We start from the raw sequence: 12,712 nt of genomic DNA, 5'->3' as shown, positions 1-12,712 counted from the left end.
TCCGCATTTATTTCGTAAGGCCAAGTCATGTCCGGCAACACTCTCGGCACGCTTTTCACCGTTACGACGTTCGGGGAATCGCACGGCCCCGCCATTGGCTGTGTCATCGACGGCTGCCCGCCGGGCATGGCGCTGACGGAAGCGGACATTCAGAGCGAGCTCGATCGCCGCAAGCCCGGCACCTCCCGCCATGTCACGCAGCGGCAAGAGGAGGACAAGGTCGAAATCCTGTCCGGCGTGTTCGAGGGCATTACGACGGGCGCGCCGATCGCGCTCCTGATTCGTAACACCGACCAACGCAGCAAGGACTACGGCAACATCGTCGACACGTTTCGTCCCGGCCATGCCGATTACACCTACTGGCACAAGTACGGCATTCGCGATTACCGTGGCGGCGGGCGCTCCTCGGCGAGGCTGACCGCGCCGACGGTGGCGGCGGGCGCCGTGGCCAGGAAGTGGCTGCGCGAGCACCATGGCGTGGAGATACGTGGCTATATGGCGGCGCTCGGCGCGATCGACATTCCGTTCGTCGATTGGCACCATGTGCCGGAAAATCCGTTTTTCGCGCCGAATGCCGAGATCGTGCCGCAACTCGAAGCGTATATGGATGAGTTGCGCAAGGATGGCGATTCGATCGGCGCGCGCATCAACGTCGTGGCGAGCGGCGTGCCCGTCGGCTGGGGCGAGCCGCTCTTCGACCGGCTCGACGCCGATATCGCGCATGCGATGATGGGTATCAACGCCGTGAAGGGCGTGGAGATCGGGGCCGGTTTTGCGAGTGTGGCGCAACGCGGCTCCGAGCATGGCGACGAACTGACGCCGGCGGGTTTCGTCGGCAACCACGCAGGTGGCGTCCTGGGCGGGATTTCGACCGGGCAGGACATCACCGTCTCGATCGCGATCAAGCCGACATCGAGCATTCGCACGCCGCGCCGCTCCATCGACAAGGCGGGTGAGCCCGCGATTGTGGAAACCTTCGGGCGGCACGATCCCTGTGTCGGCATTCGCGCAACGCCAATCGCCGAATCGATGCTCGCCCTCGTGCTGATCGATCATGCGCTGCGCCATCGCGCGCAGTGCGGCGACGTGCGCGTGGCCACGCCGAAGATCCCGCCGAGCGCGCTCTGACGAAGCAGGTATGGCAGGCCGGCTGTAATGCTTAACAAAACGGGCGCGGTTTCAAACCGCGCCCGTTTTGTTTTGTTTTGTTCGGCTGCGCGCGGGCCGCGCCCGCACACTGACCGCGCCGCTTACATGTTTGCGTAATTCGGACCGCCACCGCCTTCGGGCGTGACCCAGACGATGTTCTGGGTCGGATCCTTGATGTCGCAGGTCTTGCAGTGCACGCAGTTCTGCGCGTTGATCACGAGCCGATCGCCGCCGTCGTCGTCCTTCACGAACTCGTAGACGGCCGCCGGGCAATAGCGGCCCTCAGGGCCCGCATAAGTGCGCAGGTTGACGTCGACGGGTACCGACGGATCTTTCAGCGTCAAGTGTGCGGGCTGGTTCTCCTCGTGGTTCGTATTGGAGAGGAAGACCGACGAGAGACGATCGAACGTGAGTTTGCCGTCGGGCTTCGGATAGGCGATCGGCGTGCATTGCGAGGCGGGCTTGAGCATCTCGTTGTCGCGATGCCGGTTATGGAGCGTCCACGGGACGTTGCCGCCGAAAAGCTTCTGCTCGATGCCGACCATGACGGTACCGAGGTAGAGGCCCTTGCTCATCCATTGCTTGAAGTTGCGCGCGCGGTTCAGCTCGGCATGCAGCCACGACGCCTTGAACGATTCGGGATAGGCGGCCAACTCGTCGCCGCTGCGGCCGGCCTGGACGGCATCGAACGCTGCTTCGGCGGCGAGCATGCCCGTCTTGATGGCCGCGTGGCTCCCCTTGATGCGCGAGGCGTTGAGAAAGCCCGCGTCGTCGCCGACGAGCGCGCCGCCGGGAAACACGAGCTTCGGCAGCGACAGCAGGCCGCCTGCCGTAATGGCGCGCGCGCCGTACGACACGCGCTTGCCGCCTTCGAGGAACTGGCGGATCGCCGGGTGCGTCTTGTAGCGCTGGAACTCTTCGAAGGGCGACAGATACGGGTTCGAGTAGCCGAGGCCGACCACGAAGCCCACGATGACCTGATTGTTGTCCGCGTGGTAAAGAAACGAGCCGCCGTAGGTTTGCGTATCGAGCGGCCAGCCGGCCGTGTGGATGACGAGCCCGGGCTGGTGCCTGGCCGGATCGATTTCCCAGAGCTCCTTGATGCCGATGCCGTAGACCTGCGGATCGGCGTCCCTGTCGAGCTCGAATTTCGCCATGAGTTGCCGGCCCAGATGCCCGCGCGCACCTTCGCAAAAGAGCGTGTATTTGGCGTGCAGCTCCATGCCGAGTTGGAAATTCTCGGTGGGCTCGCCATCTTTGCCGATGCCCATGTTGCCGGTGGCCACGCCCTTGACGGAGCCGTCGTCGTTGTAGAGCACCTCGGCTGCGGCGAAGCCCGGGAAGATCTCGATTTCGAGCGCTTCGGCTTGCTGCCCGAGCCAGCGCGTGACGTTGCCGAGGCTCACCACGTAGTTGCCGTGATTCTTGAAATTGTCCGGCAGCGCCCAATTCGGTGTCTTGATCGCCGACTTTTCGGTCAGAAACAGGAACCGGTCTTCGGTCACGGCAACGTCGAGCGGCGCGCCTTTTTCTTTCCAGTCGGGAATCAGCTCATTGAGCGCACGCGGATCCATGACCGCGCCAGAGAGAATATGCGCGCCGATTTCGGAGCCCTTTTCCAGCACGCAGACCCCGATTTCGACACCTTTTTCCCGCGCGAGCTGCTTCAGGCGGATCGCCGCGGACAGGCCGGCGGGGCCGCCGCCGACGATCACGACGTCATACTCCATCGATTCGCGCGGGCCGTACTGCGCGATCAGACTTTCCGGGGTCATGGGGGCTCCTTAGCCGTTAGAATGGGCTTTTTTTCGGGTTCGTATTGTCAGCGAAGGCCGGTGGCGCTGCAACCGAATGGGTCGAGATTAGCACGATCGTTCTATTTGTGTGATAGAGTGGCGCCTCTTCTGGCCGCCACTTTGCTGCTTGCACGTCGCTGCAAACAACCAACTTATCGATCAAGGGAACGAAATGGGCCGTTCGATCAATCTGGAAGGCAAGGTGGCGCTCATTACGGGCGCATCCAGCGGGCTCGGCAAGCGTTTTGCGATCGTATTGTCGCAAGCCGGCGCGAAGGTGGTGCTGGCGAGCCGCCGCGTTGCACTGCTCAAGGAACTGCGCGCGGAAATCGAAGCCTCGGGCGGTGCCGCGCACGTCGTGTCGCTCGACGTGACCGACTATCAGAGCATCAAATCGGCGGTGGCGCACGCCGAAACCGAAGCGGGGACGATCGACATCCTCGTCAATAATTCGGGCGTGTCCACCATGCAGAAGCTGACCGAGGTCACGCCCGCGGATTTCGAGTATGTATTCGATACGAATACGCGCGGCGCATTCTTCGTCGCACAGGAAGTGGCCAAGCGGATGCTCATGCGTTCGGGCGGCAGTGCGGCCAAGCCGGCGTACCGGATCATCAACATCGCCTCGGTCGCGGGCCTGCGCGTATTGCCGCAGATCGGTCTCTATTCGATGAGCAAGGCGGCTGTCGTGCAGATGACGCGTGCAATGGCGCTCGAATGGGGCCGGCTCGGCATCAACGTCAACGCGATCTGCCCTGGCTACATCGATACCGAGATCAACCACCATCATTGGCAAACGGAGCAGGGCCAGAAGCTGCTCGCGATGCTGCCGCGGCGGCGCGTGGGGCAGCCCCAGGACCTGGACGGGTTGCTGCTTCTGCTCGCGGCCGACGAGTCGCAATTCATCAACGGGGCGGTGATCGCGGCAGACGACGGTTTCGCGCTCGCCTGACGTGCTCGGTTGCCGCTTCACCGCTTTTTCATGCAGGAACGAGACGTGACGACGAACGATTACCGGCCCGTGTTCGAAATGGCCATGCCCATTCGCTGGGGCGACATGGACGCTTTCGGACATGTCAACAACACCGTTTATTTCCGCTATATGGAGCAGGTGCGGATCAGCTGGTTCGAGCATCTCGGGCTTGCGGACGGTACGCATACGGGGCAGGGGCCCGTCGTCGTGAATGCGTCGATGGAGTTTCTCCGGCAGTTGCGCTACCCGGGCGACATCATCGGCCGCATGCTGGTGGCGAAGCCGGGCCGCAGCAGTATCGATACGGCGTTCGAACTCTTGCGTGCCGACGACGCCGGCACGGTCTATGCCCGCGGCAAGGCGCGCTGCGTCTGGATCGACTACGCCGCCGAAAAATCGGTGCCGCTGCCGATGCGGCTGCGCGACGTGCTCGAGCAGGCCACCTCGGAAAGCACGGGCTGACCGCGCGCCGGCTTTAGTGCCCGAGCAGCCGTTGCAGCAGCTCGGTGGCATTACCGGTGCCGTATTTGCGCATCAGGCGGGCTCGATAGATATCGACGGTTCGCGAACTGATCGCCAGCGCGCGGCCGATCTGTTTGCTCGTCTTGCCCGTGGCGAGCTGCGCGGCCACTTCGCGTTCGCGCGGCGTGAGCTCCACGGCCACGCGGCGTGTCGCGCTCAGATCTTCGAAGGTCCACACGCCCGCCGCATGCGGTTCATACCGCTCGAGTGCACGCCCCGTGACGTGGCACCAGAACAGCTCGCCGTCGGCACGCTTCATGATGCGGTCGTCGGCATAGCTTCCCTGCGCGATCATGATCGGCGCGATGCGCTCGCCGATACGCTCGAACTCGTCGGGCGACGGATAGAGCACACGAAACGACTGCCCGATCAGTGCGGCGCGCTCGCAGCGAAAGATCCGGGCCACGGCATCGTTGCAATCCTCGATCACGCGCTCACGCGAGAGGACGAGCCCGATCGGGGCGAGATGAAAAGCGGTTTGATAGTCGAGTTGGGCCATAGTCTGCATGCGCCGCGGCATACGCGGGTGGGCGTTTTGCTTATGTATTTTTGCGTATTGTGCCGCAAGCGCCGCCCATCTTACCCTTTCGACCATCCGAAAACGGGCGCGGGCGCGCTTGCTTTCTGCCGATTCCGGCTGCCGTGACTAGAATGATCGAGCGCCGCGATGGGTAGAGGCGCATGCCAAAGACCCGTTTCGCGAACTCCAATCTGGAACTGGAAGGGACATCAGATGAACAAGGTCTATCCAAGCGCGGCCGCCGCGCTCGAAGACATCGTCAAGGACGGGCAGACGTTCGCCGTAGGCGGCTTCGGGCTGTGCGGTATTCCCGAGGCGCTCATCGGTGCGCTGCGCGATTCCGGTGCGAAGGGCATCACCTGCATCAGCAACAACGCGGGTGTGGACGGCTTCGGCCTCGGACTGCTCCTGGAAACGCGCCAGATCAAAAAGATGATTTCGTCGTACGTCGGCGAAAACAAGGAGTTCGAGCGCCAGTACCTGGCGGGCGAGCTCGAGCTCGAATTCACCCCGCAGGGCACCCTCGCCGAAAAACTGCGCGCCGGCGGCGCGGGCATTCCGGCTTTCTACACGAACACGGGCTACGGAACGATCATCGCGGAAGGCAAGGAAACGCGGCAGTTCGGCGAGAACCACTACGTGCTCGAGCATTCGCTCACCGCGGACGTCGCGCTCGTGAAGGCCTGGAAGGCCGACAAGGCAGGCAACCTCGTCTATCGGCGCACGGCGCGCAACTTCAATCCGATGTGCGCGATGGCGGGCCGCGTCACCGTGGCCGAGGTGGAGGAAATCGTCGAAGTGGGCGAACTCGATCCCGATGCGATCCATACGCCCGGGATCTTCGTGCAGCGGATCGTGCTCAACGCGCATCCGGAAAAGCGCATCGAACAACGCGTCGTGCGCGCGAAGGGAGACTGAGATGGCATGGACTCGTGAGCAAATGGCCGCGCGCGCGGCGCAAGAACTGCAAGACGGCTTCTACGTCAATCTCGGCATCGGCCTGCCGACGCTCGTGGCCAACTACGTGCCGGCCGGCATCGAGGTCTGGCTGCAGTCGGAAAACGGTCTGCTCGGCATCGGACCCTCGCCGACCGACGAGGAAGTCGACGCTGACCTCATCAACGCCGGCAAGCAGACGATCACGACCTTGCCGGGCTCGTCGATCTTCTCCTCGGCCGACTCGTTCGCGATGATCCGCGGCGGCCACATCAACCTCGCGATCCTCGGCGCCATGCAGGTCAGCAAGGGGGGCGATCTCGCCAACTGGATGATTCCCGGCAAGATGATCAAGGGCATGGGCGGCGCGATGGACCTGGTGGCGGGTGTCAAGCGCGTCGTCGTGCTGATGGAGCACGTTGCGAAGGGCGATCAGCACAAGATTCTCGAGAGTTGCACGCTGCCGCTCACGGGCGTGGGCGTGGTGGATCGCATCATTACCGATCTCGGCGTGATCGACGTGACCGATGCGGGGCTGAAGCTCGTGGAACTCGCCCCCGGCGTGACGGTGGACGAGATCAAGGCCAAGACTGGAGCGGCGCTCGACGCGAGCGCGCTGCACTGATTGCTACGGGGCGGCGACGGCCGACGGGCTGTCGCGAGAGGCGATGGGCGGGGCATGGGCTCCGCCCTTTTTTTGTTGGCGGTGCGCGCGGGCGGGCGGCTCGCGCGCATGTGCCGCTACAATCGGCGCACGAGCCGCGCAGCCGTGCGCCGCGGCGCCCGGTCTTGCCAACGAGGAGCGTTTGATGAATACGTCGCCTGAGCCGCTTGCCCGCCCGCGCCAGGGCTTCGTGCAGTGCGCGAACCCCAATGGCCTGCATCGCATGGCTTATACGGAATGGGGCGATCCCGACAACCCGCGCGTGCTCGTCTGTGTGCACGGTCTCACGCGCTCGGGACGCGACTTCGATCGCGTGGCCCGCGCGCTCGCGGATGTCTATCGCGTTGTCTGCCCGGACGTGGTGGGCCGCGGCCTGTCGGACTGGCTGCCCGATCCCGCCCGGTATGCGGTTCCGCAATACGTGGCCGACATGGTGACGCTGATCGCGCGGCTCGGCGTGGAGACGGTGGACTGGTTCGGCACCTCGATGGGCGGGCTCATCGGCATGTCGCTCGCCGGTCTGACCGGCACTCCGATTCGCAAGCTGCTCGTCAACGATATCGGTCCGCACATCGAACCCGAAGCGCTCGCCCGCATCGGCTCTTACGTGGGCCAGCCTGCCCGGTTCGAATCGCTCGAGGAGGGGATCGATCACGCCGCTTTGCTGGCAGCTTCGTTCGGTCCTCTTACGCACGAACAGTGGCGCGAGATCAATACGCCGCTCTTGCGCCAGCGCAAGGACGGCGCCTGGGAGTTTCGCTACGATCCGGGCATCGCGATGCCGTTCGCGGCGGCCGATGTGCAGGCAAACATGGCCGGGGAGGCGATGCTCTGGCATCTGTTCGAGGCGATCGCATGCCCTGTGTTGATCGTGCGCGGCGCGCTTTCCGATCTGCTTTCGCGCGATACCGTCGCGCAGATGATCGAGCGCGGGCGGGCGGTGACGAGCATCGAGGTGCCCGGAGTCGGCCACGCGCCGGCTTTCGTCGACCCGGAGCAGATCGGGATCGCGCGGCGCTTTTTCGCGGGAGACGGGGACGCGTCATAATAGACGTCTGCGTACCGGCGGCGCGAAGGCTGCGGCGGCCGGGCGCGCCGATCGATCAACCCGTCATCGAACAGGATTTCACATGGCAGTCATTCGTCATCACGTCGGCAAGCGTCTTTCCGAAATCGCGATCCACAACGGCACGGTCTATCTGGCGGGCCAGATCGCCGAAGAGACGAAAGAGGACATCACGGGCCAGATGCGCGAGGTACTGGGCCACATCGATCGCCTGCTCGCCGAAGCCGGCAGCGACAAGACGCAACTGCTCTCGGTGCAGATCTATCTGTCGGACATGGCCCACTTTCCGGGCATGAACGCGGTTTGGGACGAATGGGTCGCCGAGGGCCACACGCCGCCGCGCGCGACGGTCGAAGCCAAGCTGGCCAACCCCGAATGCCTCGTCGAAGTCGTCGTGGTGGCTGCGCAAAAGAGCTGAAGCCCGCCTGATGTTTGCGCGGGGTCCGCATTGCTCGCTGCGCGAGCGCTTTAGTTCACCATGATTGCCGAAAACGACACCGCCGCCTTGCCTTCCTTCGAGGATGCGCTTGCCTTCGTGCGCGAGCACGCGGGCGACGCGCGCTTGCCCTCCGGTGAGCGGTTGGCCGATCACGCCGAAGGAACGGCGGCGATCGTACGCCGGCTCAATGTCGATCCGCCCGCCGTGCTCGCGGCGGCGCTCTTTGCGCTGACACCGTGCCTCGATGATCCCGAGCGCCGCATCGCCGAGCGTTTCGGCGACGAAGTCGCGCAACTCGTGGGCGACGTGCGCAAGCTGCTGCGTCTCGGCACGGTCAGCCTGCGCGCGGCGCAAAACGCGCTGCCCGAGGCCGGCCGCGATGCGCAGGCCGAACGCCGCGCGCAGATCGAGGCGCTGCGCAAGATGCTGCTCGCGTTCGCGCAGGACATCCGCGTGGTGCTGATCCGGCTCGCGTCGCGGCTGCAGTCGCTGCGCTACTACGCGGCGACGAAGACCTCGCCGGGCATCGAGGTGGCGCGCGAGACGCTCGACATCTATGCGCCGCTCGCGAACCGGCTCGGCATCTGGCAGTTGAAGTGGGAACTCGAGGATCTCGCGTTCCGCTTCCAGGATCCCGATACCTATAAGCGCATCGCCAGGCTGCTCGACGAAAAGCGCGTGGAGCGCGAGAGCTACGTCGCGCAGGCGATCGAGCGGCTGCAGCACGAACTCGCGGCGGCCAACATTCGCGCGGAGGTGAGCGGCCGTCCGAAGCACATCTACAGCATCTGGCGCAAGATGCGCGGCAAGGCGCTCGAGTTCGCCGAACTCTATGACGTGCGCGCGTTTCGCGTGATCGTACCCGACATCAAGGATTGCTACACGGTGCTCGGCATCGTGCACAACCTCTGGCAGCCCGTGCCGAAGGAGTTCGACGACTACATCTCGCGGCCCAAGCCGAACGGGTACAAGTCGCTGCACACGGTTGTGATCGGCGACGACGGCCGTGCGTTCGAAGTGCAGATCCGCACGCACGAGATGCATCGTTTCGCCGAATATGGCGTGGCCGCTCACTGGCGCTACAAGGAGGCCGGCACGCGGGGCTACGGCGGCCAGTTCAGCGCAAGCGAGAAGTACGACGAGAAGATCGCGTGGCTGCGCCAGCTTCTCGCCTGGAAAGACGATGTGGCCGAAGCGGAACCGGGTGCCAGCAAGCCCTGGGAGCAATTGCGCCAGGCCACGCTCGACGACGACCACATCTACGTGCTCACGCCCCAGGCGCGCGTGATCGCGCTGCCGCAGGGCGCTACGCCCGTCGATTTCGCCTATCACCTGCACAGCGAGCTCGGCCATCGCTGCCGGGGGGCGCGCGTCGATGGGGCGATGGTCCCGCTCAACACGCCGCTCTCGAACGGTCAGACCGTCGAGATCGTCTCGGTGAAGGAGGGCGGGCCGTCGCGCGACTGGCTCAACCCGCAGCTCGGCTACCTGCAAAGCGGGCGGGCGCGTCAGAAAGTGCGGGCATGGTTCAACGCCATCGAGCTGCAGGAAAACGTCGCGAACGGACGTGCGGTCGTCGAAAAGACACTGCAGCGCGAGGGCAAGACCTCGGTCAATCTCGATCAGCTCGCGGCCAAGCTGGGCTTCAAGTCCCCCGAAGATCTCTTTGCCGTGGTCGGCAAGGACGAGTTGAGCCTGCGCGCCATCGAGCAGGCGCTCTCCGATACGCCGCCGCCGGAGCCGCAGCCCGAGGCGCCCGCGCAGTTCGAAAAGCGCAGCAGCGGCGCGAGCGTAGCGCATGGCGCATCGGCCGGCGTGCTCGTGGTTGGCGTCGACGCATTGCTCACGCAGCTGGCGCGCTGCTGCCGGCCCGCGCCGCCCGACGAGATCAGCGGCTTCGTCACGCGCGGCAAGGGTGTGTCGATCCATCGCAACGACTGCCCGATGTTCCGGCGCATGGCGGCGCGCGCGCCCGAGCGGGTGCTGCAGACGGCGTGGTCGGCCGACGTGCTCGGCGGCCGCGGCGGCTCGGTCTATCCCGTGGATCTCGCGATCGAAGCGCAGGACAGGCAGGGGCTTTTGCGCGACATCTCCGAAGTGTTCGCGCGCGAGAAGATGAACGTGGTCGGCGTAAAGACGACGAGCCATCGCAACACGGCTTTCATGCAGTTCACGGTCGAAGTGCAGAACGCTACGCAGGTACAGCGCGCATGCACGCTGCTCGGCGAAGTGAACGGCGTGGTGCGCGCGGCGCGCAAGGCATGAAGGCGACCGGGAGATTTTTTCAAGCGCATGCATAAAAGGGCTTGCAAACCCCTGAGGAGCTCCATATAATCTCAGCTTCTTCAGGCTCGTAGCTCAGCTGGTTAGAGCACCACCTTGACATGGTGGGGGTCGTTGGTTCGAGTCCAATCGAGCCTACCAACGAATATGAAAGCCCGGTTCGCCGGGTTTTCGACGCAAGGCGGAACAAGTCCTTCGGGGCTCAAAGGCGAAACGGTTATGACACCGCGAACGTTGACCGAAACTACTTCGGAACGACGCTAGTCGAGGACCTCTTTCGCCCTGTTTTTCTTAGCGGTTTGTGAAAAGTGAATGCGGCCCCTCGAAAGCGGGGCCGCATTTTTTTTGCTTTGCAAAGTTGTCGAGTTGATCGCGATCAATCGATGTTTTGAGCCGCCGCGTGGCGGTTACCGGAGAGAACGCTATGGTTTCGATACGCCTGCCTGACGGTTCGGTTCGACAGTACGATCATCCGGTCACGGTTGCCGAAGTGGCGGCATCCATTGGCCCGGGGCTCGCGAAGGCCGCGCTTGGCGGCAAGCTGGACGGCGCGCTCGTCGATACTTCCACGCTGATCGATCACGACGCTTCGCTCGCCATCGTTACCGACAAAGACGCCGACGGGCTCGACATCATCCGTCACTCGGCGGCGCACCTGCTCGCCTATGCGGTGAAGGATCTCTATCCAGAGGCGCAGGTCACGATCGGGCCGGTCATCGACAACGGCTTTTACTACGACTTCGCTTACCACCGCCCCTTTACGCCGGAAGATCTCGAGAAGATCGAAAAGCGGATGCAGGAACTCGCGAAGAAGGACGAGCCCGTGTCGCGCCGCGTGGTGTCGCGCGACGAGGCGGTGGACTACTTCAAGAGCATCGGCGAGAAGTACAAGGCCGAGATCATCGAGTCGATTCCGGCCAGCGACGAAATCAAGCTTTATTCGCACGGCGGCTTCACCGATCTGTGCCGTGGGCCGCACGTGCCGTCCACGGGCAAGCTCAAGGTCTTCAAGCTCATGAAGGTGGCCGGCGCGTACTGGCGCGGCGATTCGAAGAACGAGCAGCTCCAGCGGATTTATGGCACGGCCTGGGCGAAGAAGGAAGAGCAGGACGCCTACCTGCACATGCTAGAGGAGGCCGAAAAGCGCGACCACCGCAAGCTCGGCCGCCAGCTGGATCTCTTCCACATCCAGGACGAATCGCCGGGCATGGTGTTCTGGCATCCATTGGGCTGGACGCTCTGGCAGCAGGTGGAGCAGTACATGCGCCGCCGCGTCAACGCCGATGGCTATCTCGAGATCAAGACGCCGATGATCATGGACCGCTCGCTTTGGGAGGCGTCGGGCCATTGGCAGAACTATCGCGAGAACATGTTCACGACGGAGTCGGAAAAGCGCGACTACGCCATCAAGCCGATGAACTGCCCCGGGCATGTGCAAGTGTTCAAGCACGGCTTGCGTTCGTATCGCGATTTGCCGCTGCGCTATGCCGAGTTCGGTTCGTGCCATCGCAACGAGGCATCCGGCGCGCTGCACGGTCTCATGCGCGTGCGCGGCTTCGTGCAGGACGACGCGCACATCTTCTGCACGGAAGATCAGTTCATCAGCGAGTCGATCAAGTTCAACACCCTCGCGATGAGCGTCTATCGCGATTTCGGCTTCGACAACATCGATGTGAAGCTTTCGTTGCGCCCGGAGCAGCGCGCCGGCACCGACGAGATCTGGGATCGCGCCGAAGAGGGGCTGCGCGAAGCGTTGCGCGCGTGCGGCCTCGAATGGGAAGAGCTCGAGGGCGAGGGCGCCTTTTATGGCCCCAAAATCGAGTATCACATCAAGGATGCGCTTGGCCGGTCCTGGCAATGCGGTACGCTCCAGCTCGACATGGTGTTGCCCGAGCGGCTCGGTGCCGAGTACGTGGCTGAGGACAACGGCCGCCGCCGCCCTGTGATGCTGCACCGGGCGATTGTCGGGTCGATGGAGCGCTTCCTCGGTATACTGATCGAACACCACGCTGGCGCCATGCCGGCCTGGCTCGCGCCGATGCAGGCGGTGGTGATGAATATCGCCGAGAGCCAGGCGGAGTATGCGGCTGGCGTAGTTCAATCGTTGCAAAAACAAGGGCTTAGAGTTCAGGCCGATTTGCGCAACGAGAAAATTAGCTATAAAATACGCGAGCATACGCTCGAAAAAGTGCCATACCTGCTGGTAGTTGGTGACAAAGAGCGGGATGCGCAAACGGTAGCCGTGCGTGCCCGTGGCGGTGTCGATCTGGGCGTCATGCCGATCGATGCCTTCATTGAGCGCCTGCGTCAGGACGTCCAGGCCTTCAAATGAAGCCACCCGGCAGCGCGGCTCGTTTTTTTAAT

Annotated in this window: 11 protein-coding genes and 1 tRNA gene; 10 read left to right on the top strand and 2 right to left on the bottom strand. The window is 63.8% G+C overall.

The features are described 5' to 3' along the window. The first annotated feature begins 27 nt into the window (after positions 1 to 27). On the top strand, positions 28 to 1,128 hold the full coding sequence (gene aroC, locus U0034_RS03810) for a chorismate synthase (protein WP_085224173.1): 1,101 nt from the start codon (positions 28 to 30) through the stop codon (positions 1,126 to 1,128). Positions 1,129 to 1,250: 122 nt separating this feature from the next. On the opposite strand, the gene U0034_RS03805 is transcribed toward aroC, so the two are convergent. Beyond that, positions 1,251 to 2,924, bottom strand: a complete 1,674-nt coding sequence (locus U0034_RS03805; protein ID WP_085224175.1) for an electron transfer flavoprotein-ubiquinone oxidoreductase — start codon at positions 2,922 to 2,924, stop codon at positions 1,251 to 1,253. Between the two features lie 193 nt (positions 2,925 to 3,117). On the opposite strand from U0034_RS03805, the gene U0034_RS03800 reads away from it, so the two are divergent. Beyond that, positions 3,118 to 3,897 carry an SDR family oxidoreductase gene (locus U0034_RS03800; protein ID WP_085224177.1) on the top strand — a complete coding sequence of 260 codons (780 nt, stop codon included), beginning with the start codon at positions 3,118 to 3,120 and terminating at the stop codon, positions 3,895 to 3,897. Between the two features lie 30 nt (positions 3,898 to 3,927). After that, complete coding sequence (locus U0034_RS03795) at positions 3,928 to 4,380, top strand: acyl-CoA thioesterase (protein ID WP_386092009.1); 453 nt, start codon at positions 3,928 to 3,930, stop codon at positions 4,378 to 4,380. A 13-nt stretch (positions 4,381 to 4,393) separates the two neighbouring features. Here U0034_RS03795 and U0034_RS03790 read toward each other — a convergent pair whose 3' ends face one another. Then, positions 4,394 to 4,939 (bottom strand): PAS and helix-turn-helix domain-containing protein, encoded by a 546-nt coding sequence (locus U0034_RS03790; RefSeq protein WP_085224179.1) that lies wholly within the window; start codon positions 4,937 to 4,939, stop codon positions 4,394 to 4,396. 234 nt (positions 4,940 to 5,173) lie between these two features. On the opposite strand from U0034_RS03790, the gene U0034_RS03785 reads away from it, so the two are divergent. The 7 genes from U0034_RS03785 to thrS all read left to right on the top strand — a co-directional run bounded on the left by U0034_RS03785 (position 5,174) and on the right by thrS (position 12,680). Further along, positions 5,174 to 5,878 (top strand): CoA transferase subunit A, encoded by a 705-nt coding sequence (locus tag U0034_RS03785; protein ID WP_085224181.1) that lies wholly within the window; start codon positions 5,174 to 5,176, stop codon positions 5,876 to 5,878. Between the two features lies 1 nt (position 5,879). After that, a complete protein-coding gene (locus tag U0034_RS03780) occupies positions 5,880 to 6,521 on the top strand; it encodes a CoA transferase subunit B (RefSeq protein ID WP_085224183.1) in 642 nt (213 codons plus the stop codon). A gap of 184 nt (positions 6,522 to 6,705) precedes the next feature. Beyond that, on the top strand, positions 6,706 to 7,608 hold the full coding sequence (locus U0034_RS03775; RefSeq protein ID WP_085224185.1) for an alpha/beta fold hydrolase: 903 nt from the start codon (positions 6,706 to 6,708) through the stop codon (positions 7,606 to 7,608). Between the two features lie 82 nt (positions 7,609 to 7,690). After that, positions 7,691 to 8,044 carry a RidA family protein gene (locus tag U0034_RS03770; protein WP_085224187.1) on the top strand — a complete coding sequence of 118 codons (354 nt, stop codon included), beginning with the start codon at positions 7,691 to 7,693 and terminating at the stop codon, positions 8,042 to 8,044. 60 nt (positions 8,045 to 8,104) lie between these two features. After that, positions 8,105 to 10,330 (top strand): RelA/SpoT family protein, encoded by a 2,226-nt coding sequence (locus tag U0034_RS03765; RefSeq protein ID WP_085224189.1) that lies wholly within the window; start codon positions 8,105 to 8,107, stop codon positions 10,328 to 10,330. 82 nt (positions 10,331 to 10,412) lie between these two features. Next, a tRNA-Val gene (locus tag U0034_RS03760) sits at positions 10,413 to 10,489 on the top strand. A 283-nt stretch (positions 10,490 to 10,772) separates the two neighbouring features. Then, the gene (gene thrS, locus U0034_RS03755) at positions 10,773 to 12,680 is read left to right on the top strand and encodes a threonine--tRNA ligase (RefSeq protein WP_085224191.1); all 1,908 of its coding nucleotides are present in this window, start codon (positions 10,773 to 10,775) and stop codon (positions 12,678 to 12,680) included. The last annotated feature ends 32 nt before the right edge of the window (positions 12,681 to 12,712 follow it).

The organism is Trinickia caryophylli, from assembly GCF_034424545.1.
In the GTDB taxonomy this organism is placed as follows: domain Bacteria; phylum Pseudomonadota; class Gammaproteobacteria; order Burkholderiales; family Burkholderiaceae; genus Trinickia; species Trinickia caryophylli.
Note: the sequence above shows the minus strand (reverse complement) of the source record. Positions and strands in the feature narration are given on the sequence as shown.

What these genes read in the sequence shown, in the direction of transcription:
- aroC (WP_085224173.1), top strand. Translation starts at nt 28, where the DNA reads ATGTCCGGCAACACTCTCGGCACGCTTTTCACCGTTACGACGTTCGGG.
- U0034_RS03805 (WP_085224175.1), bottom strand. Translation starts at nt 2,924, where the DNA reads ATGACCCCGGAAAGTCTGATCGCGCAGTACGGCCCGCGCGAATCGATG.
- U0034_RS03800 (WP_085224177.1), top strand. Translation starts at nt 3,118, where the DNA reads ATGGGCCGTTCGATCAATCTGGAAGGCAAGGTGGCGCTCATTACGGGC.
- U0034_RS03795 (WP_386092009.1), top strand. Translation starts at nt 3,928, where the DNA reads ATGCAGGAACGAGACGTGACGACGAACGATTACCGGCCCGTGTTCGAA.
- U0034_RS03790 (WP_085224179.1), bottom strand. Translation starts at nt 4,939, where the DNA reads ATGGCCCAACTCGACTATCAAACCGCTTTTCATCTCGCCCCGATCGGG.
- U0034_RS03785 (WP_085224181.1), top strand. Translation starts at nt 5,174, where the DNA reads ATGAACAAGGTCTATCCAAGCGCGGCCGCCGCGCTCGAAGACATCGTC.
- U0034_RS03780 (WP_085224183.1), top strand. Translation starts at nt 5,880, where the DNA reads ATGGCATGGACTCGTGAGCAAATGGCCGCGCGCGCGGCGCAAGAACTG.
- U0034_RS03775 (WP_085224185.1), top strand. Translation starts at nt 6,706, where the DNA reads ATGAATACGTCGCCTGAGCCGCTTGCCCGCCCGCGCCAGGGCTTCGTG.
- U0034_RS03770 (WP_085224187.1), top strand. Translation starts at nt 7,691, where the DNA reads ATGGCAGTCATTCGTCATCACGTCGGCAAGCGTCTTTCCGAAATCGCG.
- U0034_RS03765 (WP_085224189.1), top strand. Translation starts at nt 8,105, where the DNA reads ATGATTGCCGAAAACGACACCGCCGCCTTGCCTTCCTTCGAGGATGCG.
- thrS (WP_085224191.1), top strand. Translation starts at nt 10,773, where the DNA reads ATGGTTTCGATACGCCTGCCTGACGGTTCGGTTCGACAGTACGATCAT.